This is a genomic window from Pseudomonas sp. SBT1-2 (assembly GCF_028640875.1).
Lineage (GTDB): Bacteria > Pseudomonadota > Gammaproteobacteria > Pseudomonadales > Pseudomonadaceae > Aquipseudomonas > Aquipseudomonas chlororaphis_I.
Map to the genome: position 1 here is coordinate 1 of NZ_JAQZAA010000107.1, position 25,090 is coordinate 25,090.

The 25,090-nt window shown below is 62.9% G+C and carries 18 protein-coding genes; 14 read left to right on the top strand and 4 right to left on the bottom strand.

All coding sequences use genetic code 11. The annotated features are described in order from the left end of the window. Positions 1-53 precede the first annotated feature (53 nt). On the bottom strand, positions 54-779 hold the full coding sequence (locus PVZ78_RS22565) for an SPOR domain-containing protein (protein ID WP_257371454.1): 726 nt from the start codon (positions 777-779) through the stop codon (positions 54-56). A 1-nt stretch (position 780) separates the two neighbouring features. Then, a complete protein-coding gene (gene argS / locus PVZ78_RS22570) occupies positions 781-2,517 on the bottom strand; it encodes an arginine--tRNA ligase (RefSeq protein WP_028683782.1) in 1,737 nt (578 codons plus the stop codon). Between argS and PVZ78_RS22575 the strand changes: the two genes are divergently transcribed. Further along, a complete protein-coding gene (locus PVZ78_RS22575) occupies positions 2,485-2,682 on the top strand; it encodes a hypothetical protein (RefSeq protein WP_124312678.1) in 198 nt (65 codons plus the stop codon). The two genes, argS and PVZ78_RS22575, sit on opposite strands and share 33 nt — an antisense overlap. A gap of 16 nt (positions 2,683-2,698) precedes the next feature. Here PVZ78_RS22575 and PVZ78_RS22580 read toward each other — a convergent pair whose 3' ends face one another. Continuing rightward, positions 2,699-4,918 carry a primosomal protein N' gene (locus PVZ78_RS22580; protein WP_273829295.1) on the bottom strand — a complete coding sequence of 740 codons (2,220 nt, stop codon included), beginning with the start codon at positions 4,916-4,918 and terminating at the stop codon, positions 2,699-2,701. A gap of 169 nt (positions 4,919-5,087) precedes the next feature. On the opposite strand from PVZ78_RS22580, the gene rpmE reads away from it, so the two are divergent. The 3 genes from rpmE to PVZ78_RS22595 all read left to right on the top strand — a co-directional run bounded on the left by rpmE (position 5,088) and on the right by PVZ78_RS22595 (position 7,583). Beyond that, complete coding sequence (gene rpmE, locus PVZ78_RS22585; RefSeq protein WP_009046593.1) at positions 5,088-5,306, top strand: 50S ribosomal protein L31; 219 nt, start codon at positions 5,088-5,090, stop codon at positions 5,304-5,306. Between the two features lie 41 nt (positions 5,307-5,347). Then, positions 5,348-6,130, top strand: coding sequence for a thermonuclease family protein (locus tag PVZ78_RS22590; protein ID WP_273829296.1), 783 nt, complete (start codon positions 5,348-5,350; stop codon positions 6,128-6,130). Positions 6,131-6,314: 184 nt separating this feature from the next. Then, on the top strand, positions 6,315-7,583 hold the full coding sequence (locus PVZ78_RS22595; RefSeq protein WP_009046595.1) for a malic enzyme-like NAD(P)-binding protein: 1,269 nt from the start codon (positions 6,315-6,317) through the stop codon (positions 7,581-7,583). Positions 7,584-7,710: 127 nt separating this feature from the next. On the opposite strand, the gene PVZ78_RS22600 is transcribed toward PVZ78_RS22595, so the two are convergent. After that, positions 7,711-10,146, bottom strand: a complete 2,436-nt coding sequence (locus PVZ78_RS22600; RefSeq protein ID WP_164485464.1) for a penicillin-binding protein 1A — start codon at positions 10,144-10,146, stop codon at positions 7,711-7,713. Positions 10,147-10,362: 216 nt separating this feature from the next. On the opposite strand from PVZ78_RS22600, the gene PVZ78_RS22605 reads away from it, so the two are divergent. The 10 genes from PVZ78_RS22605 (at position 10,363) to PVZ78_RS22650 (ending at position 24,915) form a co-directional block, all read left to right on the top strand. Beyond that, positions 10,363-11,415 (top strand): pilus assembly protein PilM, encoded by a 1,053-nt coding sequence (locus tag PVZ78_RS22605; RefSeq protein ID WP_273829297.1) that lies wholly within the window; start codon positions 10,363-10,365, stop codon positions 11,413-11,415. Then, entirely contained in the window at positions 11,415-11,981 is a 567-nt protein-coding gene (locus tag PVZ78_RS22610) for a PilN domain-containing protein (RefSeq protein WP_009046598.1), read from the top strand. The genes PVZ78_RS22605 and PVZ78_RS22610 overlap by 1 nt, the downstream gene beginning before the upstream one ends. Then, positions 11,978-12,595, top strand: a complete 618-nt coding sequence (locus PVZ78_RS22615; protein WP_009046599.1) for a type 4a pilus biogenesis protein PilO — start codon at positions 11,978-11,980, stop codon at positions 12,593-12,595. Before PVZ78_RS22610 ends, PVZ78_RS22615 begins: the two co-directional genes overlap by 4 nt. Then, positions 12,592-13,119, top strand: coding sequence for a pilus assembly protein PilP (locus PVZ78_RS22620; RefSeq protein ID WP_009046600.1), 528 nt, complete (start codon positions 12,592-12,594; stop codon positions 13,117-13,119). The genes PVZ78_RS22615 and PVZ78_RS22620 overlap by 4 nt, the downstream gene beginning before the upstream one ends. A 13-nt stretch (positions 13,120-13,132) precedes the next feature. Beyond that, a complete protein-coding gene (gene pilQ / locus PVZ78_RS22625; protein WP_110175403.1) occupies positions 13,133-15,205 on the top strand; it encodes a type IV pilus secretin PilQ in 2,073 nt (690 codons plus the stop codon). Positions 15,206-15,209: 4 nt separating this feature from the next. Then, positions 15,210-15,728: a shikimate kinase AroK gene (gene aroK / locus PVZ78_RS22630; protein WP_009041824.1), complete on the top strand. Its 519-nt coding sequence runs from the start codon at positions 15,210-15,212 to the stop codon at positions 15,726-15,728. A gap of 147 nt (positions 15,729-15,875) precedes the next feature. After that, the gene (gene aroB / locus PVZ78_RS22635) at positions 15,876-16,976 is read left to right on the top strand and encodes a 3-dehydroquinate synthase (protein WP_273829298.1); all 1,101 of its coding nucleotides are present in this window, start codon (positions 15,876-15,878) and stop codon (positions 16,974-16,976) included. Positions 16,977-16,986: 10 nt separating this feature from the next. Next, positions 16,987-18,576, top strand: a complete 1,590-nt coding sequence (locus tag PVZ78_RS22640) for an SPOR domain-containing protein (RefSeq protein WP_016704448.1) — start codon at positions 16,987-16,989, stop codon at positions 18,574-18,576. Positions 18,577-18,926: 350 nt separating this feature from the next. Continuing rightward, positions 18,927-23,372 (top strand): glutamate synthase large subunit, encoded by a 4,446-nt coding sequence (gene gltB / locus PVZ78_RS22645; protein ID WP_053268068.1) that lies wholly within the window; start codon positions 18,927-18,929, stop codon positions 23,370-23,372. Positions 23,373-23,496: 124 nt separating this feature from the next. Beyond that, the gene (locus tag PVZ78_RS22650) at positions 23,497-24,915 is read left to right on the top strand and encodes an FAD-dependent oxidoreductase (RefSeq protein ID WP_007925837.1); all 1,419 of its coding nucleotides are present in this window, start codon (positions 23,497-23,499) and stop codon (positions 24,913-24,915) included. The last annotated feature ends 175 nt before the right edge of the window (positions 24,916-25,090 follow it).

The following is a 25,090-nucleotide window of genomic DNA, read 5'->3' on the forward strand; positions in this document are numbered from 1 at the left end:
CTACAGGTTTGGCACAGGCCTTGTAGGAGCGAGCTTGCTCGCGATCAGCCGCTTTAGCGGCTCTGGCGCTGTTGTAACAGCAGGTTGCTGAAGCCGGCGCCAGACAGTTGCTTCTGCGCGGTGGTCAGCTGTTCGCGGTTGCTGAACGGGCCCACCAGTACGCGGTACCAGGTCTCGTCCTTGACGGTGCCGGACTCGACGGACACCGATTGCCCCAGCAGGATGATCTGCGCGCGGACCTTGTCGGCATCGGTCTGCTTGCGGAACGAACCGGCCTGCAGGAAGAACTTGGTCACCGGTGCGGCCTTCGCCACCTGTGGCTGTGCCACCGGTGGTGCGGGCGGCGGGGTGATGCCGGCCAAGGCGGCCTGGGCACGCGCGGTGTCGATCTTCGCCGCTTCCGCCGGGGTCACCGGGGTGGTCGGAACCACTGGCGCGGTCTGCGGCGTTGGCAGGGTTTTTTCCGGTACGGCTTCCGGCGGCACTATCACCTCCGATTCCGGCAGCAGGGTATAGAAGTCGTACTTCGGCTTCAGCGGTTGCTGCGGGCTCGGCGGGGTCTTGTTGGCCTCGGCGATCTTGGTGGTTTTCTGTTGCTCCAGCCGCTCGCGCTTGACGCTGTCACCACCCTTGCCTGGCTCCAGCTTCATCAGGAACACGATGAAGGCGCCCACGGCCAGGCCGATGGCCATCCACAACCAGCCCGGGATCGGTTGCTTTGCAGGAGCTTGGTAACGGCTGGCGCCACGCTTGGGTGCAGGTTTTTTCTTGGCAGCCAACTTACATTTGCTCCAGAACTTTCAGGCCCAGCAACTCCAGACCTTGCTTGAGGGTACGACGGGTCAGCTCGGTGAGGCGCAAGCGACTCTGCATCTGCGTCGGCGATTCGGCACTGAGGATAGGGCAGTTCTCGTAGAAGCTGGAGAACAGCCCGGCCACGTCGTACAGGTAGGTGCACAGGATGTGCGGCGTACCCTTGTCGGCCACGCCGTTCAGCACTTCGCCGAACTGTGCCAGCTTGGCCGCCAGCTCCAGTTCCTGGGCGGCTTCCAGGTTGATCTGGCCCTGTACTTCGCTGAAGTCCTTGCCCAGCTTGCGGAACACGCCGGCGGCGCGGGTGTAGGCGTACAGCAGGTAAGGCGCGGTGTTGCCTTCGAAGTTCAGCATCAGGTCGAAGTTGAAGCTGTAGTCGCTGGTGCGGTGCTTGGACAGGTCGGCGTATTTCACCGAGTCGATGCCGACCACCTTGGCGATATTTCGCAGATCGGCCTCGGCCAGCTCCGGGTTCTTTTCCTTGACCAGGCTGTAGGCGCGCTCTTCGGCTTCGGTCAGCAGGTCGATCAGCTTCACGGTGCCACCGTCGCGGGTCTTGAATGGACGGCCGTCAGCGCCGTTCATGGTGCCGAAGCCCATGTGCTCCATTTCCATCGGGTGGGTCACGAAGCCGGCCTTGCGGGCCACCGCGAACACTTGCTGGAAGTGCAGGGCCTGGCGCTGGTCGACGAAGTACAGCGCGCGGTCGGCCTTGAGCTTGCCGCTGCGGTAGCGCACGGCCGCCAGGTCGGTGGTGGCGTACAGGTAGCCGCCGTCGGCCTTGACGATGATCACCGGCAGCGGCTCGCCTTCGGCGTTCTTGAACTCGTCGAGGAACACGCACTGGGCGCCGTTGCTCTCGACCAGCATGCCCTTGGTCTTGAGATCGTTGACCACGTTGATCAGGTCGTCGTTGTAGGCGCTTTCGCCCATCACGTCGGCCATGGTCAGTTTGACGTTCAGCAGTTCGTAGATCTTCTGGCAGTGGGACAGGGAGATGTCCTTGAACTTGGTCCACAGCTCCAGGCAGTCCGCATCACCGGCCTGCAGCTTGACCACCAGGCCGCGGGCACGGTCGGCGAACTCTTCGGATTCGTCGAAGCGCTGCTTGGCGGCGCGGTAGAAGTTCTCCAGGTCCGACAGCTCATCGCTGGTGATCGGGTTTTCCTGCAGGTAGGCCATCAGCATGCCGAACTGGGTGCCCCAGTCGCCCACGTGGTTCTGGCGGATCACGGTATCGCCGAGGAACTCCAGGACCCGCGCCACGCCATCGCCAATGATGGTCGAGCGCAGGTGGCCGACGTGCATCTCTTTGGCCAGGTTCGGTGCCGACAGGTCGACCACGGTGCGCTGCAGCGCGCCGGCCTTGCGCACGCCAAGATGGGCGTCGGCCAGGGCGGCGTCCAGGCGGGTAGCCAGGGCCTGGGTGTTCTGGAAAAAGTTGATGAAACCGGGGCCGGCGATCTCGGCCTTGCTGACCTGCTCGTCGGCGGGCAGGGCGGCGATGATCTTTTCCGCCAGGTCGCGTGGTTTCATGCCGGCCGGCTTGGCCAGCATCATGGCGATGTTGCTGGCGAAGTCGCCGTGGGTCTTGTCGCGGGAGTTTTCTACCTGGATCGCCGGCGTCAGGCCTTCTGGCAACACACCTTCGGTGACGAGTTGGGTGATGGCTTGCTGGATGAGCTGGCGAATGGTGTCTTTCATGGTCTTCTCTTTCAACCGCTGGCGCGGCGGCGCTTCGATGCGCAGGTGGAAAAACTGGGCATTATCCGTTGCGAAGACGGGCTTGCCAACTATAGCCGGCTGTGCGGTGGCTATTCGGGCCTTATCACGGGCAAGCCTCGCTCCTACAGAAGCGTGCTGGCCTGAGATGGCGGTTTTTCTATCAATACAGGTCTACAGGGTCAACATCCAGCGACCAGCGTACCTGGCGCCCGCTGGGCATCTGTTCCAGGACCAGCAGCCAGTGACTCAGCAGTTTGTGCAGTGGCGCCCGGGCATTGGCCTGTAATAACAGTTGCGCGCGATAACGCCCGGCCCGGCGTTCCATGGGCGCCGGTACCGGCCCCAGCAGCTCGATGCCGCCCAGGTTCATCTCTGCCAGCAAACGCTCGGCCTCGCTGCAGGCTTCGTCGAGGAAGCCTTCGGCCTGCCCCGGCTTGTGCGCCTCGGCGCGCAGCAGCGCCAGATGGGCGAATGGTGGCAGGCCGGCGGCGCGGCGTTCGCTCAAGGCCTGTTCGGCAAAGGCGAAGTAACCCTGTTCGGTCAGTTGCACCAGCAGCGGGTGGTCGGCCAGGTGGGTCTGGATGATCACCTTGCCCGGCTCCTCGGCCCGGCCGGCCCGGCCGGCGACCTGGACGATCAACTGCGCCATGCGTTCGCTGGCGCGGAAGTCGCCGGAGAACAGGCCGCCGTCGGCATCGAGGATCGAGACCAGGGTCACCCGCGGAAAATGGTGCCCCTTGGCGAGCATCTGGGTGCCGACGAGGATGCAGGGCTGGCCCTTCTGGATAGTGGCGAACAACTGGTTCATCGCGCCCTTGCGCGAGGTGCTGTCGCGGTCGACCCGCAGGACCGGGTAGTCCGGGAACAGGATCGCCAGCCGCTCTTCGGCGCGCTCGGTGCCGGCGCCGACCGGGCGCAGGTCGACCTTGCCGCATTTCGGGCAATGCCGCGGCACGCGCTCGGAGTGGCCGCAATGGTGGCAGCGCAGCTCGCCGTAGCGCTGGTGTACGGTCATTCGCGCGTCGCAGCGTTCGCACTCGGACATCCAGCCGCAGTCGTGGCACAGCAGGGTCGGCGCGAAGCCGCGGCGGTTGAGGAACACCAGCACCTGCTGGCCTGCTGCCAGGGTCTGGCCGATGGCTTGTTGCATGGGGCCGGAAATGCCGCTGTCCAGCGGCCGGCTCTTCACGTCCAGGCGCAGGAAGCGCGGCTGCTTAGCGCCGCCAGCCCGCTCGTTCAGGCGCAACAGGCCATAGCGGCCGGTGTAGGCGTTGTGCAGGCTTTCCATCGATGGAGTGGCGGAGCCCAGCACAATAGGGATGTTTTCCTGGCGGGCGCGGACCAGGGCCAGATCGCGGGCGTGGTAGCGCAGGCCTTCCTGCTGTTTATAGGAGCCGTCGTGCTCTTCATCGATGATGATCAGCCCGGGGTTCTTCATCGGCGTGAACAGCGCCGAGCGGGTGCCGATAATAATGTCGGCCTCTCCGTCGCGGGCCGCCAGCCAGGCGTCCAGGCGCTCGCGGTCGTTGACCGCCGAGTGCAGCAGGGCGATGCGCGCGTTGAAGCGTTGCTCGAAGCGCGCCAGGGTCTGTGGCCCGAGGTTGATTTCCGGGATCAGCACCAGCGCCTGCTTGCCGGCTTCCAGGGTTTCGCGGATCAGCTGCAGATAGACTTCGGTCTTGCCGCTGCCGGTGACCCCGGCCAGCAGGAAGGCGTGATAGCTGTCGAAACCGGAGCGGATGGCCTCACAGGCAGCGCGCTGTTCGCTGTTGAGCGGCAGTTCCGGCTGGGCCAGCCAATGTTCGTGGCGTTCGCCCGGGGCGTGCCGGCGGACTTCCACCTGCACCAGGTCCTTGGCCAGCAACAGGTCCAGGCTGTCCTTGCTCAGCATCAGCTTGCTCAGCAATTGGTGGGCGACGCCGTGCGGGTGCTGGGCCAGCGTTGCCAGGGCTTCGCGCTGGCGCGGGGCGCGGGCGATGCGTGGGTCGTCGAGGCTGGCGCCGGGGCTGACCGACCAGAAGCGTTCCTGCCGGGCCTCGGCCGGCTCGCCCTGGCGCAGCAGGACCGGCAGCGCCCAGCTCAGGGTGTCGCCGAGGCTGTGCTGGTAATACTGCGCGGTCCACAGGCACAGCTTGAACAGCGCGGGCGGCAGCGGTGGGGTGGCGTCCAGCAGGGCCAAGGCCGGCTTGAGTTTCTCGGCGGGGACTTCGCTACTGTCCGTGACTTCGACCAGGATGCCGATCATCTCCCGGCGACCGAACGGCACTCGCAGGCGCATGCCGGGATGCAACTGGGTACGCAGTACGCCGGCAGGGGCCCGGTAATCGAACAGGCGGCGCATGGGCGAAGGCAGGGCGAGGCGCAAAATGGCGTCGGGCACGCGGGGAAATCTCAGTGAACGGGCGGTGAAGAAGGCCCGGAGCCTAGCAGACGGTCGGTGCGAGGGACAGCTTGCGTGATCGCAAAGGTCTGGTAGAATCCGCGGCCTAATTACGTGCGGTATTCAACAATAGTGTTGGGTGGCGGCACGCTAGCCTGAGGAAGACACCATGAAAGCCGATATCCATCCAGAATACCCAGCAGTTGCCGTAACCTGCAGCTGCGGCAACAAGTTCGAAACTCGTTCGACCTACGCTAAGCCGCTGGCGATCGACGTTTGCAACGAGTGCCACCCGTTCTACACCGGTAAGCAGAAGACTCTGGATACCGGCGGCCGCGTTCAGAAGTTCGCCGACCGTTTCGGCGCTTTCGGCGCGAAAAAGGCCTAAGGCTGATCGGTCTGGAAAGCTGTTTCAGCTTTTCCTCGCTGATGAAAAAGGCGTCCCTTGCGGGCGCCTTTTTTATGTCCGCGATTTGGCTCTCCAGCGCCCAGGCGTTCTGCCCGGCGCCGGTTGGGTTGGCCTCCGTGCAGGTCCAGCGGGTGGTCGATGGCGACACCTTGCGCCTCACCGATGGTCGCAGCGTGCGCATGATCGGCCTCAATGCGCCGGAGCTGGGCAAAAAAGGCCGCACCGACGAGCCCTTCGCGGTTGCCGCCCGCCAGCGCCTGCAGGCGTTGGTGAAGGCCAGCAACGGCCGGGTCGGCCTGCTTCCCGGTCGGGAAAGCAAAGATCACTATGGGCGGACCCTGGCCCATGTCTATGGCGCCGATGGCGCCAACCTTGAAGCGCAATTGCTTGCCGAAGGCCTGGGATACCAGGTGGCGGTAGCGCCGAACGTCGATTTGTTCGGCTGCCAGCAAGCCGCCGAGCGCAGTGCTCGCCAGTCCCGGCTGGGGCTGTGGCGGCAATCGTCTGTACTGAAAGCGGATCAGATAAAGGCCTCCGGTTTTGCGCTGCTCAGTGGCCGGGTGAGCAAGGTGCAACGCAATCGGGGCGGCATCTGGATCGAATTGCAGGATTCGGTTGTATTGCGCATTGCACCCAATCTGCTTGGCCAATTCGATGTCGCGCAGCTGGATTGCCTGCCGGGACAGCGGATCGAGGCGCGCGGCTGGGTGCTTGACCGTTCGCGCAAGGGTGGCTTGAAATCGGGTCAGGCGCGCTGGATGTTGCCGCTGACCCATCCCGGAATGTTCCAGCTGGTTCAATAAATAAAAAATTGTAGACATTTTTTATTTCGATTGTGAACAGTCTATCCCTTGTGTTCCGTGGCTCTTGGCCCAAAGTCGTAGCCTGCGGGCCTTGACAGGGGTGACTGACCAGTCTTGTAGGGACTTTGCGACACGCGTATCCTCGGCGGTCCGTCTGTCCAACAGTAAAAAGCGGAATGCCCACATGTCTGATCTGAAAACTGCCGCTCTCGAATATCACGCCAATCCCCGTCCAGGGAAACTGAGTGTCGAGCTCACCAAGGCCACCGCTACCGCCCGCGACCTGTCGCTGGCCTACAGCCCCGGCGTAGCCGAACCAGTACGCGAAATCGCCCGCGACCCTGAACTGGCCTACAAATACACCGGCAAGGGCAACCTGGTTGCAGTCATTTCCGATGGCACCGCGATTCTCGGCCTGGGTAACCTCGGCCCACTGGCTTCCAAGCCGGTGATGGAAGGCAAGGGCGTGCTGTTCAAGCGCTTCGCCGGCATCGACGTATTCGACATCGAAGTCGACTCCGAAAGCCCGCAAGCCTTCATCGACACCGTCAAGCGCATCTCCATCACCTTCGGTGGCATCAACCTGGAAGACATCAAGGCGCCAGAGTGCTTCGAGATCGAGCGCGCCCTGATCGAGCAGTGCGACATTCCGGTATTCCACGATGACCAGCACGGCACCGCTATCGTGACCGCGGCCGGCATGATCAACGCCCTGGAAATCGCTGGCAAAACCCTGCCGGACGCGAAGATCGTCTGCCTGGGCGCCGGTGCCGCCGCCATCTCCTGCATGAAGCTGCTGGTGAGCATGGGCGCCCAGATCGAAAACATCTTCATGGTCGACCGTACCGGCGTGATCCACTCCGAGCGCGACGACCTGAACCAGTACAAGGCGGTCTTCGCCCACACGACCGACAAGCGCACCCTGGCTGACGCCCTGAAAGGTGCCGACGTGTTCGTTGGCCTGTCCGGCCCGAACCTGCTGAGCGCCGAAGGCCTGAGCTCCATGGCTGCCAACCCGATCGTGTTCGCCTGCTCGAACCCTGATCCGGAAATCGCCCCGGAGCTGGCGCACGCCACCCGCAGCGACGTGATCATGGCCACTGGTCGTTCGGACTACCCGAACCAGGTCAACAACGTGCTGGGCTTCCCGTTCATCTTCCGCGGTGCCCTGGACGTTCGCGCCAAGCGCATCAACGAAGAAATGAAAGTGGCCGCGGCCAACGCCCTGCGCGAACTGGCCAAGCTGCCGGTGCCTCAGGAAGTGTGCGACGCCTACGGCGGCATCAAGCTGGAATTCGGTCGTGAGTACATCATTCCGAAGCCAATGGATGCCCGCCTGATCACCGTGATCTCCGACGCCGTGGCCAAGGCCGCGATCGAGACCGGCGTGGCGACCCTGCCGTATCCGAAGAACTACCCGCTGAAAAGCGTGGATGACGTGTTCAACGGTTAATAGCAGTCCATAAAAAACCCGGCCTTCGAGCCGGGTTTTTTTATGGGGAAGTTTCAAGCCTCAAGCTGCAAGAGGAGGCAGTGTCGCTCCTCCTTGCCGCTTGAAGCTCGCAGCTTGTAGCTGCTCTTTAGAACAGATCGATCGGCGCCGACTCGTCCGCCGGCAGCGGGCTGCCAGGGGCGTAGCCATTGCCCAGTTCGTTGACCGAAGGCGGTGTGTCTTCGCTCTTGAACAGTTCGAAGTAGGCATTCGGCGTGCCCGGTGTCGCGGCGCGGCCGCTGACCGGATCGACCCGCAGGCTGAGAATGCCTTCCGGCTCGGCCTGGGTATGGGCCGGCTTGTCCTTGAGGGCGGCGCCCATGTAGTTCATCCAGATCGGCAGGGCCACGGTGCCGCCGTATTCGCGGCGGCCCAGGCTTTCCGGCTGGTCGAAACCGGTCCAGACCGTGGTCACGTAGTCGGCGTTGTAGCCGGAGAACCAGGCGTCCTTGGATTCGTTGGTGGTCCCGGTCTTGCCGGCCAGGTCGGTGCGGCCCAGGGCCAGGGCGCGTCGCCCGGTGCCGAGCTTGATCACGTCTTCCAGCATGCTGTTGAGGATGTAGGTGGTACGCCCGTCGATGATGCGTTCGGCCACCGCCGGCGCCTGTACAGGAGCCTGGCTCGGGGTTTCGCCCGGGACGTTGTTCACCGTGAAGCTCTGTTCTGTCGGTGCCGCGATCCCGCTGCTGGCTGTGTCGCCAGTCGGTACGCTCGGCGGGTTGGCGGTGAACAGGGTTTCGCCATTACGGCTTTCGATCTTGTCGATGATGTATGGCGTGACCTTATAGCCGCCGTTGGCGAACACGCTCCAGCCGGTGGCGATTTCCATCGGGGTCAGGGTCGCGGTGCCCAGGGCCAGCGACAGGTTGCGCGGCAGGTCCTGTTTGTTGAAGCCGAACTTGCTGATGTAGTCGATGGTGCGGTCCACGCCCAGGCTTTGCAGGAGGCGGATCGAAACCAGGTTGCGCGACTTGTACAGCGCCTCGCGCATGCGGATCGGGCCGAGGAAGGTGTTGGTGTCGTTTTTCGGGCGCCAGACCTTGTCCAGGTACTCGTCGACAAAGACGATCGGTGCATCGTTCACCAGGCTGGCGGCGGTGTAGCCATTGTCCAGCGCGGCGCTATAGACGAACGGCTTGAAGCTGGAACCGGGTTGGCGCTTGGCCTGCAGTGCCCGGTTGTAGTTGCTCTGCTCGAAGGCGAAACCGCCCACCAGCGAGCGAATGGCGCCGTTTTGCGGGTCGAGGGACACCAGCGCGCCCTGAACGACCGGGATCTGGCGGAACTTGAGCGAGTTGTCCGCCTGGCGCTGCACGCGAATCAGGTCGCCGACCTGGGCGACATCGCTCGGCTGCTTGGGCGCTGGGCCCATGCTGTTGGTGTTCAGGAACGGACGCGCCCATTTCATGCTGTCCCAGCCCACGTGCTCTTCGCCGGTGCGGGTCAGTACCTGCAGGCCGTTCTTGTCGACCTGGGTGACGATCGCCGGCTCCAGGCCGCTGATGCTGCGTTGCTTGGTCAGTTCCTGGGCCCAGGCGGCGTGGGTCTTGCCGGGCAGGCGCGATTCGGGGCCGCGATAGCCATGGCGCTGGTCGTAGGTGATCAGGCCTTCATGGACGGCGGTGTTGGCCAGTTCCTGCAGGTCGCTCGGTACCGTGGTGGTGACGCGGAAACCTTCGGTGTAGGCGTCGCTGCCATAACGACCGACCATCTCGGCGCGGGCCATCTCGGCGACGTACGGTGCGTTCACTTCCGGCGTCGGTACGTGGTAGCTGGCGTTCAGCGGCTCGGCCACGGCGGCCTGGTAATCGGCCTCGCTGATCTTGCCGAGCTTGTACATGCGCCCCAGGATCCAGTCGCGGCGCTCCTTGCTGCGCGCCGGGTTGGCCAGCGGGTTGAAGCGCGACGGTGCCTTGGGCAGGCCGGCGATCATGGCCATCTGCGCCAGGCTGACATCGCGAATCGACTTGCCGTAGTACACCTGCGCGGCGGCTTCGATGCCGTAGGCGCGGTTACCCAGGTAGATCTTGTTGACGTACAGCTCGAGGATCTCGTCCTTGGTCAGTTGGCGCTCGATTTGCAGGGCCAGGAGGATCTCGGTGGTCTTGCGCGAGAAGCTGCGTTCGCTGCTCAGGAAGAAGTTCTTCGCCACCTGCATGGTGATGGTGCTGCCGCCGGACTGGATGTGCCCGCTCTTGATCAGTTGGGTCGCGGCACGCATCAGGCTGCTGGGATCGACGCCGTAGTGGTTGGCGAAATTGTCGTCTTCAGCACTTAGTAACGCATTAATGAAGTTGGGGGGAATGTCGGCGAAACGGATCGGAGTGCGGCGCATTTCACCGAATTCTGCGATCAACTTGCCGTCGCTGCTGTACACCCGCAGGGGAATCTGCAACTGGATACTTCTGAGCGCCTCTACCGACGGTAACCCAGGACTAAGATAGAGAAACGCGCCGGAGAGAGCGAGGAGCAGCCCGCAGAACACAGCGACGATGGACCACCCGAAAAACTTCAGCAGACGAATCAAGGCTTTTGGATTTCCAGAGAAAGGAATGAATTAGGCGTCAGGTATTCACAGTCAGGAATCGGCTCACGCAGCAGATAAATCGCGGAAAAATCGCTGGGCATTATAAGCATTTTTCCGTAGAGGGCGTCATTTGCCCGTCTGTCAAGACGGGGTGATTGAACGCAATGGACATTCCAGAGTCCGTAAGTCACGGATAGTCATAGGGAATTGGTAGTGCTAGGACTCTTCAGTAAAAAGGCGAGTTCCCTTCTGGGGATCGATATCAGCTCCACCTCGGTCAAGCTTCTTGAGTTGAGCCGGGTCGGCGGCCGTTTTCGGGTCGAGGCCTATGGGGTGGAGCTGTTGCCGGCCAACGCCGTGGTCGAAAAAAACATCGTCGAGCCCGAAGGGGTGGGGCATGCCTTGTCTCGCCTGCTGGCCAGGGCCCGGCCGGGAGCGAAGCACGCAGCGCTGGCGATGGCCGGCTCGGCGGTGATCAGCAAGGTTATCGAGATGGAGGCCGGGCTTTGCGATGACGATCGGGAGAGCCAGCTCAAGGTCGACGCCGACCAGTACATCCCCTATCCGCTGGATGAGGCCGCCATCGATTTCGACGTCCTCGGCTATTCGGCGCGCAATCCCGAACGCGTCGATGTGCTGTTGGCGGCTTGTCGCAAGGAACACATCGAAGTTCGCGAGGCGGCGCTGGAACTCGCCGGGCTGACGGCGCGGGTGGTGGACCTGGAGGTCTGCGCGCTGGAACGCTCGTTCGCCCTGGCGGCCGGGGCGTCGGTTGCCCGGACTGTGGCGCTGGTCGATATCGGAGCCACCCTGACCACCCTGAGCGTTGTGCATGAAGGGCAGATCATCTATTCCCGCGAGCAGTTGTTTGGTGGGCACCAACTGACCGAGCACATCCAGCGTCGTTACGGGCTGTCGAAAGAAGAGGCCGGCCTGGCGAAAAAGCAAGGCGGCCTGCCGGACGATTACGCCAGTGAGGTGCTGCAACCCTTTCAGGAGGCGGTGGTGCAGCAGGTTTCGCGCTCGTTGCAGTTTTTCCAGGCCTCCGGCCCACAGCGCCAGGTCGACTCTATCCTGTTGGCGGGCGGCAGCGCCTCGGTTCCGGGACTTGCGCCGTTGATCGAGCAGCGCCTGGGCTTGCCTGTGCTGATCGCCAACCCCTTCGCTGGCATGAGCATCGGCGGCAAGGTCGACGCCGCGGCCCTGGCCAGCGAGGCTCCATCCTTGATGATCGCCTGTGGGCTGGCCTTGCGGAGTTTCGACTGATGGCGCGGATCAATCTTCTTCCCTGGCGCGAGGCGCGGCGTGAACAACGGCGTCGCCACTTTCTCCTGGGCCTGGCAGCGGCTGCGGCGGTGGCCCTGGGTGCGCTGTTCGCGGGCGACAGGATCATCGACCGGGCGATCGACAGGCAGCTGGCGCGCAACAATCATGTAGGCGCTCAAATAACCTTGCTCGATCAGCGGATCGCCAAGATCGGCGAGCTGAAGCTGCATCGCGAGCAGTTGGTGGAACGGATGAAGATCATCCAGGACCTGCAAGGCAATCGCTCCACCAGCGCGCGGGTATTCGACCAGTTGGCCCGCACCCTGCCGGACGGGGTGTATTTCACCGATGTCAGGATGAGCGGGCAGACCCTCTCCATCACCGGGGCGGCCGAATCGAACCATCGTGTTTCGGACCTGATGCGCAATCTGGACGCCTCCGACTGGTTCGACGCGCCGAGCCTGACGGAGGTCAAGGCCGCCGGGGCGGACAACGCCGACCAGGCCAATGTGTTTCAGCTGACGGTCCATCAGACCCGGCCCGCCATGGGCGAGGGTGGGCAATGAGCCTTTCCGGCGGGTGGGCGCAGATGCGCCGGATCGATCTCGGCGAGCTGGACATGAGCAACATGGGGGGCTGGCCCGCGCTGGTCAAAGGCGTGGTCTCGGCGCTGGTCATGCTGCTGGTGCTGGCCCTTGGTTACAACCTGTACCTCAAGGATCTGTTGCTGCAACTCGACCAGCGCCGGGCGGACGAGGCCGTGCTGAAACAGCAGTTCGCCAGCAAGGCGCGCCTGGTGGCCAACCTGGGGCCTTACACCGAACAGATGAAGGCCATGGAAACCGCCTTTGACCTCATGCTGCGCCAGCTTCCCAGCGATACCGAAGTGCCGGGGCTGTTGGAAGATATCAGTCGCACCGGGCTTGGCAGCGGGCTGGAGTTCGAAGAGATCAAGCTGTTGCCTGAGGTGGTCCAGCCGTTCTACGTCGAATTGCCGATCCAGATCACGGTCACCGGTGGGTACCACGAACTGGCAACTTTCGTCAGCGGCGTGGCCGGCTTGCCGCGAATCGTCACCCTGCATGATTTCGAGATCAAACCGGTCACGCCGGAAGTCGGCTCGAAGCTGCGCATGAACATTCTGGCCAGGACTTACCGCTACAAGGTGCCCCGTCCATGAAGCGCGTTCGCGGCTTGTTGCTCGTGCTGGCATTTGTCGGGCTGGCCGGTTGTGGCGGCAATGACGACTTCAGCGATCTGGATGCCTACATGAACGAGGTGCGGCTACGGCCGCCCGGTGAGATTGAACCAATGCCGGCATTCGGGTCTTACCCAACGTTCACCTACAACGCTGCACCCTTGCGCAGCCCGTTTCAGCCTGCGGTTCGGGTGGACCTGGCGGCACGCCGGGCGGGCTCGCCCGCGGTCAGGCCGGATCCGAGCCGCAGCAAGCAGTATCTCGAGGGCTTCAGCATCGAGCAGTTCGAGATGGTGGGCACCCTTTCCAATGCCTCTGGCGTCTTTGCGTTGTTGCGCGGTGCCGGTGGTGTGCATCGGCTGAAGGTCGGCGACTACCTGGGGCGTAACGATGGGCGGATTGTCGCGATCAGCGATTCACAGGTCGACGTGGTCGAGATTGTTCCCGATGGAGCGGGAGCGTGGCTGGAGCGACCACGGACCATTCCATTAAAAGAACACTCATAGTGGAACTCGCATCATGAACAGGATCTTTTCAGCCTTCGGTATTGCGCTATGGATGGCGCTGCTTTCACCGATGGCCATGGCGGCCAGCCTCAAGGCCCTGGATGTCGCGGCGCTGCCGGGGGATCGCCTGGAGTTGAAACTCACCTTCGATGGACCGGTGCCCGAGCCGCGGGGTTATACCACCGACCAGCCGGCGCGGATCGCCCTCGATCTGCCGGGTGTCGTCAGCCAGCTGGCGAACAAGAGCCGCGATCTGGGCAATGGCAATGCGCGCAGCGTGACGGTGGTCGAATCGGGGCCGCGTACCCGGGTGGTGGTCAATCTGGTCGCGCTGGCGCCCTACAGCACTCGAGTCGCCGGCAATCAGCTGTTTGTGGTGATCGGCCAGGGGGCGACGGTGGCGCAGAGTGCACCGGGGCAGCCGGCTGTCGCGTCCGGGCGGGCCAAGGCCACGGCTTCGGCGGGGCGGTCGATTCGCAGTGTGGATTTCCAGCGCGGCGAGCAGGGTGAAGGCAATGTACTGATCGACCTCTCCGACTCGGGAATGAGCCCGGATATCCAGGAACGCGACGGCAAGCTCGTCCTTACCTTCGCCAAGGCCCGTCTGCCAGAACCCCTGCGGGTCAGGCTGGACGTCAAGGACTTCGCCACTCCCGTGCAATTCGTCAGCGCCCGGGCGGAGTCCGGCAAGGCCATCGTCACCATCGAGCCCGGCGGCACCTTCGATTACTCGACCTACCAGACGGACAACAAACTCACGGTAAGTGTCAGGCCGATGACTTCGGGCGATCTGCAGAAACGCAACGCCGAGCGCTCAGCCTATAACGGCGAAAAGCTCTCGCTGAACTTCCAGGACATCGAGGTCCGCTCGGTGCTGCAACTGATCGCCGACTTCACCAACCTCAATCTGGTGGCCAGCGATACGGTGCAGGGCGGCATTACCTTGCGCCTGCAAAATGTGCCGTGGGACCAGGCTCTCGATCTGGTGCTCAAGACCAAGGGGCTGGACAAGCGCAAGGTGGGCAATGTGTTGCTGGTGGCGCCAGCCGATGAAATCGCGGCCCGCGAACGCCAGGAGCTGGAGTCGCAGAAGCAGATCGCCGATCTCGAGCCGCTGCGGCGTGAACTGCTGCAGGTCAACTATGCCAAGGCGGCGGAGATCGCCAAGCTGTTCCAGTCGGTCACCCGCGCTGAGGACAAGTCTGACGAGCGTGGTTCGATCACGGTCGATGAGCGGACCAACAACATCATTGCCTACCAGACCCGGGAGCGCCTGGACGAGCTGCGGCGGATTGTCAGCCAGCTGGATATCCCGGTGCGCCAGGTGATGATCGAGGCGCGGATCGTCGAGGCCAACGTCGACTACGACAAAAGCCTGGGCGTGCGCTGGGGTGGCTCGATCCAGAACCAGGGCAACTGGAATGCCTCGGGGGTCAGCAACGGCACCAACGGCTCTTCCACCATTGGTACGCCGGGCAGCACCAGCAGCAATTCACCGTTCGTCGACCTGGGCACCACCGCCAATACCTCCGGCCTGGGTATCGCCTTCATCACCGACAACGTGTTGCTGGACCTTGAGCTGACAGCCATGGAAAAGACCGGTAACGGTGAAATCGTCTCCCAGCCCAAGGTGGTCACCTCCGACAAGGAGACGGCGAAGATCCTCAAGGGTACGGAAATCCCCTATCAGGAAGCCGCCTCCAGCGGGGCGACTTCGGTGTCGTTCAAGGAGGCTTCGCTGTCCCTGGAGGTGACGCCGCAGATCACCCCGGATAACCGCATCATCATGGAGGTCAAGGTCACCAAGGACGAGCCGGACTACCTGAACAAGGTCCAGGACGTGCCGCCGATCAAGAAGAACGAGGTCAACGCCAAGGTCCTGATCAACGACGGAGAAACCATCGTTATCGGTGGGGTTTTCTCCAATACGCAAAGCAAGGTTGTAGATAAGGTGCCATTTCTAGGCGATGTGCCGTATCTTGGCCGCCTTTTCAGGCGTGACGTGGTGTCGGAGAAAAAATCCGAGCTGCTGGTATTTCTCACTCCGCGTATCATGAACAACCAGGCGATTGCTGTGAGTCGTTGATTCTGTGCGAAATTTGATTCTTGTTGGGCCAATGGGGGCTGGCAAAAGCACCATTGGTCGCTTGCTGGCCAAAGAGCTGCGCCTGCCATTCAAAGATTCCGATAAGGAAATTGAGTTGCGCACGGGCGCCAATATCCCGTGGATCTTCGATAAGGAAGGCGAACCGGGCTTTCGTGATCGGGAACAGGCCATGATCGCCGAGCTGTGCTCCGCCGATGGCGTGGTCCTGGCGACCGGCGGCGGCGCGGTGATGCGTGAAGCCAATCGCCTGGCGCTGCATGCCGGGGGGCGTGTGGTCTATCTGCATGCCTCGGTGGAGCAGCAGGTCGGTCGTACCGCCCGGGATCGCAATCGACCGCTGCTGCGCACGGCCGATCCGGCGAAGACCCTGCGGGACCTGTTGGCGATTCGCGATCCGCTTTATCGGGAAATCGCCGACCTGGTGGTTGAAACCGATGAGCGGCCACCGCGCATGGTGGTGCTGGACATACTGGACCGCCTGCAGCAACTGCCTCCCCGTTAATGCGCAGCGTGAAATGCGCTATCCTCGGCGCCTTGCCGTGATCGCTTGCGGTTGTGGCGCATGGCTATTGCGCGGCGTCAGAAAACCAGGTGATGCCCGTCGTTAATGTAAGGCAGGACACCAGCTTCCATTTCACTGTGGGGACACATGCAGACACTTAAGGTCGATCTAGGCGAGCGCAGCTACCCGATTCATATTGGCGAAGGTTTGTTGGACCGGCCCGAGTTGCTGGCTCCGCACGTCGCCGGGCGGCAAGTGGCGATCGTTTCCAATGAAACCGTAGCGCCGCTGTACCTTGAGCGTCTGAAACGCAGCCTTGCGCAGTTCTCGGTGATCTCGGTGGTTCTGCCCGACGGCGAAGCATTCAAGAACTGGGAAACCCTGCAGCTTATTTTCGATGGCCTGCTGACCGCACGGCACGACCGTCGCACCACGATCATCGCCCTCGGCGGCGGGGTGATCGGCGACATGGCCGGCTTTGCCGCTGCCTGCTACCAGCGCGGCGTCGATTTCATCCAGATTCCTACCACCTTGCTGTCCCAGGTCGATTCGTCGGTGGGCGGCAAGACCGGTATCAACCATCCGCTGGGCAAGAACATGGTCGGCGCCTTCTATCAGCCGAACGTGGTGCTGATCGATACCGCCTCGCTCAATACCCTGCCGGCCCGCGAGCTGTCGGCTGGCCTGGCGGAAGTCATCAAGTACGGTCTGATCTGCGACGAGCCCTTCCTGACCTGGCTCGAAGACAACGTCGACCGCTTGCGAGCCCTCGACCAGCAGGCGCTGACCTATGCCATCGAACGCTCCTGCGCGGCCAAGGCGGCCGTGGTCGGTGCCGACGAGCGTGAGTCCGGCGTGCGCGCCACGCTGAACCTGGGGCATACCTTCGGCCACGCCATCGAAACCCACATGGGCTATGGTGTCTGGCTGCATGGTGAAGCGGTCGCTGCTGGCACCGTAATGGCGCTGGAGATGTCCGCACGCCTCGGCTGGATCACCGCCGAGGAGCGTGACCGCGGTATTCGCCTGTTCCAGCGCGCGGGCTTGCCGGTCATTCCGCCCGAGGAAATGACCGAAGCGGATTTTCTCGAACACATGGCAATTGACAAGAAAGTGATCGATGGTCGTTTGCGTCTGGTGCTGTTGCGCCGCATGGGCGAAGCCGTAGTGACCGACGATTATCCGAAAGAGGTTTTACAGGCCACGCTGGGAGCGGATTACCGCGCCCTGGCTCAGCTTAAAGGTTAATAAGATCCCCATGACTAGTTTGCATGCCGACGAGGCTTTCCTCGGCCACTATCAGTTGAGCCATGACCCTTTTGCTCCACGGGTGCCTGGCTTCAAGTTTTTCCCCGCCCAGCGCAAGCCGGTGCTGGGGCAACTGCACCACCTGGCGCGCTACAGCCAACTGCTGCTGGTGGTGACCGGCCCGCAGGGCAGCGGCAAGACGCTGCTGCGCCAGGCGCTGGTCGCCAGCACCAACAAGCAATCGGTACAGAGCGTGGTGGTTTCCGCCCGTGGTGCCGGCGATGCGGCAGGCGTGCTGCGCCAGGTGGCCCAGGCGCTGAACGTCGAGCAGGCCGAGATTGGCCCGATCCTGGCGCAAGTGGTGCAGCTGGCGCTGACTGGCCAGGAAGTCTATCTGCTGGTGGATGACGCCGAGCAGCTCGACGAATCGGCGCTCGAGGCGCTGCTGGCGCTCGCCGCCGGTGCGCCGGAAGGTCGTCCGCATGTGTTCCTGTTCGGCGAGTCGTCGCTGATTGCCGGCCTGGAGCTGCTGAGCGCGGAAGAAGAGCGCTTCCATGTCATCGAACTGCAGCCCTACACCGAAGAAGAAACCCGTGAATACCTGGCGCAGCGTCTCGAAGGCGCAGGGCGCGGTATCGAACTTTTCTCCGCGGATCAGATCAGTGATATTCACGAAGGCTCCGATGGCTGGCCTGGCAACATCAACCAGGTCGCCCGGGATGCAATGATCGAAGCCATGATTGCCAGCCGCTCAGCGGTCAAGCGTCCAAGTATGGGGTTCAATATGCCGAAGAAACACGTATTGGCGATATCTGCAGTCGTAGTGGTAGCCGTTGCCGCTGCCTGGCTGATGCCGGGTCGCAGCAAGGCACCAAGTACTGCTGGTGCGCCAGCCAACGAACAGGCGCAGCTGCCGCTGGGCCAGACGCCGCAACCGAATAGCAATGGCAGCCCGGCTGTTGAGTTCAACGGCTCTTCCCAGCCCATGCCGCTGCCATTGGTCGGCCAGTCGCAACCGGTGATGCGCGGTCCTCTGGCCGAAGCCGCAGGCGGGATCACCGAGGGTGACGATGGCGTGCCGGTGGAAGGCTCCAGCGCCACGCCGCCGACCGTGACCACCATTGCACCGCCAGCCGGCGTGCCGGCCGGTCCGGCGCCGACGCCTGAAGTTCGTCCGACCCCGGCGCCGACCCAGGTCGCCGCCGCCAAGCCGGCTCCGGTGGTCAAGCCTGCTCCTGCTCCAGTCAGCAAACCGGCCGCACCGGCCGCCAAGCCAGCCGAGAAGCCTGTCACCGTGGCCAAGGCCGCCACCGGCGGTAGCTGGTACGCCGGCCAGGCGCCAGGCAACTACGTCGTGCAGATCCTTGGCACCAGTTCCGAAGCCACCGCGCAGAACTTCGTCAAGGAACAGGGCGCCCAGTACCGTTATTTCAAGAAAGTCCTCAACGGCAAACCGCTGTATGTGATCACTTACGGCAGCTTCAGCAGCCGTGATGCAGCCGTTACCGCTATCAAGGCCTTGCCAGCGAAGGTTCAGGCTGGTAAACCTTGGCCTCGCACTGTCGCCAGCGTCCAACAGGAACTGGCAGCAACTCGCTGAAGATTCGGCGGCCTTACCCAGGCCGCCTCTCCCAGCACCTCAAAAAAATCCGCATGCGCATGCTGCCTTCAAGGCCGCGTGCCTTGTGGTGTCTGCGTCACAGTAGCTTTTGAGTCGTCGCGGTCCGAACTAAAAAAGTTTTGACTAGCACAGCATATCGCTTTAAACCTTTCATAAATGCGACATAGATTTGCGACATTTCGTCGCCAAATTTGTGAGCGTCTGTGTCGGTGTGTACAATGACCTCCCTTTTGCCCCCGCAAAGCCGGCGTACGTTCGGCGTGGATGGTAACTGGTTGAATTGAAAAGAAATTTGTCTCGATAAGAGGCAGCCTGGTGAGAAAGTGTCTATGAAAGCAGGTCTGTACCAACCAGATGAATTCAAGGATAACTGCGGTTTCGGCCTGATAGCCCATATGCAGGGCGAACCCAGTCATACCCTTTTGCAAACGGCCATCGAGGCCCTGACCTGCATGACCCACCGCGGTGGGATCAACGCGGACGGCAAGACCGGCGACGGTTGCGGTCTGCTGATTCAGAAGCCTGACGCGTTCCTGCGAGCCATTGCCCAGGAAACCTTCAGTGTCGAATTGCCCAAGCAATATGCCGTGGGCATGGTCTTCTTCAACCAGGATCCGGCCAAGGCCGAAGCCGCTCGCGAGAACATGAACCGCGAGATCCTGGCCGAAGGCCTGCAACTGATCGGCTGGCGCAAAGTGCCGATCGATACCAGCGTTCTCGGCCGCCTGGCCCTGGAGCGCCTGCCGCAGATCGAACAGATCTACATCGGCGGTGAAGGCCTGAGCGACCAGGACATGGCGGTCAAGCTGTTCAGCGCCCGTCGTCGCTCGTCGGTGGCCAACGCCGCCGATACCGACCACTACATCTGCAGCTTTTCCCACAAGACCATCATCTATAAAGGCCTGATGATGCCGGCCGACCTGGCCGCCTTCTATCCGGACCTGGGTGACCCGCGCCTGCAAACCGCGATCTGCGTGTTCCACCAGCGCTTCTCCACCAACACCCTGCCGAAATGGCCGCTGGCGCAGCCGTTCCGCTTCCTCGCCCACAACGGCGAGATCAACACCATCACCGGCAACCGCAACTGGGCCCAGGCCCGGCGCACCAAGTTCACCAATGACCTGATGGATCTGGAAGAGCTCGGCCCGCTGGTCAACCGCGTGGGTTCCGACTCCTCGAGCATGGACAACATGCTGGAGCTGATGGTCACCGGTGGCATCGACCTGTTCCGTGGCGTGCGGATGATCATTCCGCCAGCGTGGCAGAACGTCGAGACCATGGACGCCGACCTGCGCGCGTTCTACGAATACAACTCCATGCACATGGAACCGTGGGACGGCCCCGCGGGCGTGGTCATGACCGACGGCCGCTACGCCGTCTGCCTGCTCGACCGTAACGGCCTGCGCCCGGCGCGCTGGGTCACCACCAAGAACGGTTTCATCACCCTGGCTTCGGAAATCGGCGTCTGGAACTACCAGCCCGAAGACGTGATCGCCAAGGGCCGGGTCGGCCCGGGCCAGATCTTCGCCGTGGACACCGAAACCGGGCAGATCCTCGACACCGACGCCATCGACAACCGCCTGAAGTCCCGTCATCCGTACAAGCAATGGCTGCGCAAGAATGCCCTGCGCATCCAGGCGACCATGGAAGACAATGACCACGGTTCGGCGTTCTACGACGTCGACCAGCTCAAGCAGTACATGAAGATGTACCAGGTCACCTTCGAGGAGCGTGATCAGGTGCTGCGTCCTCTGGGCGAGCAAGGCTACGAGGCGGTCGGCTCCATGGGCGACGACACGCCGATGGCCGTGCTGTCCCAGCGTGTGCGCACGCCGTACGACTACTTCCGCCAGCAGTTCGCCCAGGTCACCAACCCGCCGATCGACCCGCTGCGCGAAGCTATCGTCATGTCGCTGGAGATCTGCCTCGGTGCCGAGCGCAACATCTTCCAGGAATCGCCTGAGCACGCTTCCCGCGTGATCCTCAGCTCGCCGGTGATCTCGCCCGCCAAGTGGCGCTCGCTGATGAACCTCGACCGTCCGGGCTTCGAGCGTCAGGTCATCGACCTGAACTACGAGGAAAGCCTCGGCCTGGAAGCAGCGATCCGCAACGTGGCCGACCAGGCCGAAGAAGCCGTGCGCGCCGGTCGCACCCAGATCGTGCTCAGCGACCGCCATATCGCCCCGGGCAAGTTGCCGATCCACGCTTCCCTGGCCACCGGCGCGGTGCACCACCGCCTGACCGAGAAGGGCCTGCGCTGCGACTCCAACATCCTGGTGGAAACCGCCACCGCGCGCGATCCGCATCACTTCGCGGTGCTGATCGGTTTCGGTGCCTCGGCGGTCTATCCGTTCCTGGCCTACGAAGTGCTGGGCGACCTGATCCGTACCGGTGAAGTGCTGGGCGACCTCTACGAGGTGTTCAAGAACTACCGCAAGGGCATCACCAAGGGCCTGCTGAAGATCCTGTCGAAGATGGGCATCTCGACCATCGCGTCCTACCGCGGTGCGCAGCTGTTCGAGGCCATCGGCCTGTCCGAGGAAGTCTGCGAGCTGAGCTTCCGTGGTGTGCCGAGCCGCATCAAGGGCGCGCGTTTCGTCGACATCGAAGCCGAGCAGAAAGCCCTGGCTGCCGAAGCCTGGAGCCCGCGCAAGCCGATCCAGCAAGGCGGCCTGCTGAAGTTCGTCCACGGTGGCGAATACCACGCCTACAACCCGGACGTGGTCAACACCCTGCAAGCCGCCGTGCAGCAGGGCGACTACGCCAAGTTCAAGGAATACACCGCGCTGGTGGATAACCGCCCGGTGTCGATGATCCGCGACCTGTTCAAGGTGAAGACCCTGGACACGCCGATGGACATCAGCGAAGTCGAGCCGCTGGAATCGATCCTCAAGCGTTTCGACTCCGCCGGTATTTCCCTGGGCGCGTTGTCGCCGGAAGCCCACGAAGCCCTGGCCGAAGCCATGAACCGCCTGGGCGCGCGTTCCAACTCCGGCGAAGGCGGCGAAGACCCGGCGCGCTACGGCACCATCAAGAGCTCGAAGATCAAGCAGGTGGCCACCGGCCGTTTCGGCGTGACCCCGGAATACCTGGTCAACGCCGAAGTGCTGCAGATCAAGGTGGCCCAGGGTGCCAAGCCCGGTGAAGGCGGCCAGCTGCCTGGCGGCAAGGTCAACGGCCTGATCGCCAAGCTGCGTTACGCGGTACCCGGCGTGACCCTGATTTCGCCACCGCCGCACCACGACATCTACTCCATCGAAGACTTGTCGCAGCTGATCTTCGACCTGAAGCAGGTCAACCCGCAGGCGCTGGTCTCGGTGAAGCTGGTGGCGGAAGCCGGCGTCGGCACCATCGCCGCAGGCGTGGCCAAGGCCTATGCCGACCTGATCACCATCTCCGGCTACGACGGCGGCACCGGCGCCTCGCCGCTGACTTCGATCAAATACGCCGGTGCGCCGTGGGAACTGGGCCTGGCGGAAACCCACCAGACCCTGCGCGGCAACGACCTGCGTGGCAAGGTCCGGGTGCAGACCGACGGCGGCCTGAAAACCGGCCTCGACGTGATCAAGGCGGCAATCCTCGGCGCCGAAAGCTTCGGCTTCGGCACCGCGCCGATGATCGCCCTGGGTTGCAAGTACCTGCGTATCTGCCACCTGAACAACTGCGCCACTGGCGTCGCGACTCAGAATGAGAAGCTGCGCAAGGACCACTACATCGGTACCGTCGAGATGGTGGTGAACTTCTTCACCTACGTCGCCGAGGAAACCCGTGAGTGGCTGGCCAAGCTGGGCGTGCGCTCGCTGGAAGAGCTGATCGGTCGCACCGATCTCTTGGAAATCCTCGAAGGCCAGACCGCCAAGCAGCACCACCTGGACCTGACCCCGCTGCTGGGCAGCGACCATATCCCGGCGGACAAGCCGCAGTTCTGCCAGGTCGATCGCAACCCGCCGTTCGACCAGGGCCTGCTGGCCGAGAAAATGGTCGCCATGGCCAAGCCTGCGATCAACGACCTCAGCGGTGCCGAGTTCGCGCTCGACATCTGCAACTGCGACCGTTCCATCGGTGCGCGGATCTCCGGTGAAATCGCCAAGGTCCACGGCAACCAGGGCATGGCCAAGGCGCCGATCACCTTCCGCTTCAAGGGCACTGCCGGTCAGAGCTTCGGCGTGTGGAACGCCGGCGGCCTGAACCTCTACCTCGAAGGCGACGCCAACGACTACGTGGGCAAGGGCATGACCGGCGGCAAGCTGGTGATCGTTCCGCCGAAAGGCAGCGCCTACAAGACTCAGGACAGCGCGATTATCGGCAACACCTGCCTGTACGGCGCCACCGGCGGCAAGCTGTTCGCCGCCGGCACCGCGGGCGAGCGTTTCGCCGTGCGCAACTCCGGTGCCCACACCGTGGTGGAAGGCACTGGCGATCACTGCTGCGAATACATGACCGGTGGTTTCGTCTGCGTGCTGGGCAAGACCGGTTACAACTTCGGCTCAGGCATGACCGGCGGTTTCGCCTACGTGCTCGACCAGGACAACACCTTCGTTGACCGGGTCAACCACGAGCTGGTGGAAATCCAGCGGATCAGCGGCGAAGCGATGGAAGCCTATCGCAGCCACCTGCAGCGCGTGCTGGACGAATACGTCGAGGAAACCGGTAGCGAGTGGGGCCGGAACCTGGCCGAGAACCTCGATGACTACCTGCGTCGTTTCTGGCTAGTCAAACCTAAGGCGGCGAGCTTGAAATCTCTGCTTTCCAGTACTCGTGCGAATCCGCAATAACGACGCAGCTGCAAGCGGCAAGCTTCAAGCCGCAAGTTAACGGCAGTGCGCGATATGCCTGCACACGTGATTGTCTTGCAGCTTGAAGCTTGTAGCTTCGAGCTGCTGTTAAGAGGTTTTGATAATGGCTGAACGTCTGAATAATGACTTCCAGTTCATCGAGGTCGGGCGCAAGGATCCGAAGAAGAAACTGTTGCGTCAACGCAAGAAAGAGTTCGTGGAGATCTACGAACCCTTCAAACCCCAGCAGTCGGCCGACCAGGCCCACCGCTGCCTGGGTTGCGGTAACCCGTACTGCGAATGGAAGTGCCCGGTGCACAACTTCATTCCCAACTGGCTCAAGCTGGTGGCCGAGGGCAACATCCTCGCCGCCGCCGAGCTGTCGCACCAGACCAACACCCTGCCGGAAGTCTGCGGCCGGGTGTGCCCGCAGGACCGTCTGTGCGAGGGGGCCTGCACCCTCAACGACGGTTTCGGCGCGGTGACCATCGGTTCGGTGGAGAAGTACATCACCGACACCGCCTTCGCCATGGGCTGGCGTCCGGACATGTCCAAGGTCAAGCCGACCGGCAAGCGTGTCGCGGTGATCGGCGCGGGCCCGGCGGGCCTGGGCTGTGCCGACGTGCTGGTACGCGGCGGCGTGACCCCGGTGGTGTTCGACAAGAACCCGGAAATCGGCGGCCTGCTGACCTTCGGCATCCCCGAGTTCAAGCTGGAAAAGACCGTGCTGAGCAATCGTCGCGAAGTCTTCAGCGGCATGGGCATCGAGTTCCGCCTCAACACCGAGGTGGGCAAGGACGTGACCATGGAGCAACTGCTCGAAGAATACGATGCCGTGTTCATGGGCATGGGCACCTACACCTACATGAAGGGCGGCTTTGCCGGTGAGGACCTGCCGGGCGTGCACGATGCGCTGGATTTTCTGATCGCCAACGTCAACCGCAACCTGGGCTTTGAAAAGTCGCCGGAAGATTTCGTCGACATGAAGGGCAAGAAGGTCGTGGTCCTCGGTGGTGGCGACACGGCGATGGACTGCAACCGCACGTCGATCCGCCAGGGCGCCAAGGCGGTGACCTGTGCCTATCGTCGCGACGAAGCGAACATGCCGGGCTCGCGCAAAGAGGTGAAGAACGCCAAGGAAGAAGGCGTGAAGTTCCTCTACAACCGCCAGCCGATCGCCATTGTCGGCGAAGACAAGGTCGAAGGCGTGAAGGTGGTCGAGACCCGTCTCGGCGAGCCGGACGCCCGTGGCCGTCGCAGCCCCGAGCCGATCCCGGGTTCCGAAGAGGTCATCCCGGCCGACGCCGTGGTCATCGCTTTCGGTTTCCGCCCGAGCCCGGCGCCGTGGTTCGAGCAGTTCAGCATCCAGACCGACAGCCAGGGCCGCGTCGTGGCGCCGGAGCAGGGCCAGTACAAGCACCAGACCAGCAACCCGAAGATCTTCGCCGGTGGCGACATGGTGCGCGGTTCCGACCTGGTGGTGACGGCGATCTTCGAAGGCCGTAACGCCGCCGAAGGCATCCTCGACTACCTGGGCGTCTGACAACGCCAGCGACAAGCTTCAAGCTATTAGCTGCAAGCTCAAAGCCACGGCGCTTGGGGCTTGCAGCTTGAAACTTGGCGCTGCTCTCCCTGCGACCAATTGACCCGATAGATAAAAGGCACGGCTCTCGCCGTGCCTTTTGCGTCGCGCTCTGAGAAAATGCCCGCACTTTTTT

What these genes read in the sequence shown, in the direction of transcription:
- argS (WP_028683782.1), bottom strand. Translation starts at nt 2,517, where the DNA reads ATGAAAGACACCATTCGCCAGCTCATCCAGCAAGCCATCACCCAACTC.
- rpmE (WP_009046593.1), top strand. Translation starts at nt 5,088, where the DNA reads ATGAAAGCCGATATCCATCCAGAATACCCAGCAGTTGCCGTAACCTGC.
- PVZ78_RS22590 (WP_273829296.1), top strand. Translation starts at nt 5,348, where the DNA reads ATGAAAAAGGCGTCCCTTGCGGGCGCCTTTTTTATGTCCGCGATTTGG.
- PVZ78_RS22595 (WP_009046595.1), top strand. Translation starts at nt 6,315, where the DNA reads ATGTCTGATCTGAAAACTGCCGCTCTCGAATATCACGCCAATCCCCGT.
- PVZ78_RS22610 (WP_009046598.1), top strand. Translation starts at nt 11,415, where the DNA reads ATGGCGCGGATCAATCTTCTTCCCTGGCGCGAGGCGCGGCGTGAACAA.
- PVZ78_RS22615 (WP_009046599.1), top strand. Translation starts at nt 11,978, where the DNA reads ATGAGCCTTTCCGGCGGGTGGGCGCAGATGCGCCGGATCGATCTCGGC.
- PVZ78_RS22620 (WP_009046600.1), top strand. Translation starts at nt 12,592, where the DNA reads ATGAAGCGCGTTCGCGGCTTGTTGCTCGTGCTGGCATTTGTCGGGCTG.
- pilQ (WP_110175403.1), top strand. Translation starts at nt 13,133, where the DNA reads ATGAACAGGATCTTTTCAGCCTTCGGTATTGCGCTATGGATGGCGCTG.
- aroB (WP_273829298.1), top strand. Translation starts at nt 15,876, where the DNA reads ATGCAGACACTTAAGGTCGATCTAGGCGAGCGCAGCTACCCGATTCAT.
- PVZ78_RS22640 (WP_016704448.1), top strand. Translation starts at nt 16,987, where the DNA reads ATGACTAGTTTGCATGCCGACGAGGCTTTCCTCGGCCACTATCAGTTG.
- gltB (WP_053268068.1), top strand. Translation starts at nt 18,927, where the DNA reads ATGAAAGCAGGTCTGTACCAACCAGATGAATTCAAGGATAACTGCGGT.
- PVZ78_RS22650 (WP_007925837.1), top strand. Translation starts at nt 23,497, where the DNA reads ATGGCTGAACGTCTGAATAATGACTTCCAGTTCATCGAGGTCGGGCGC.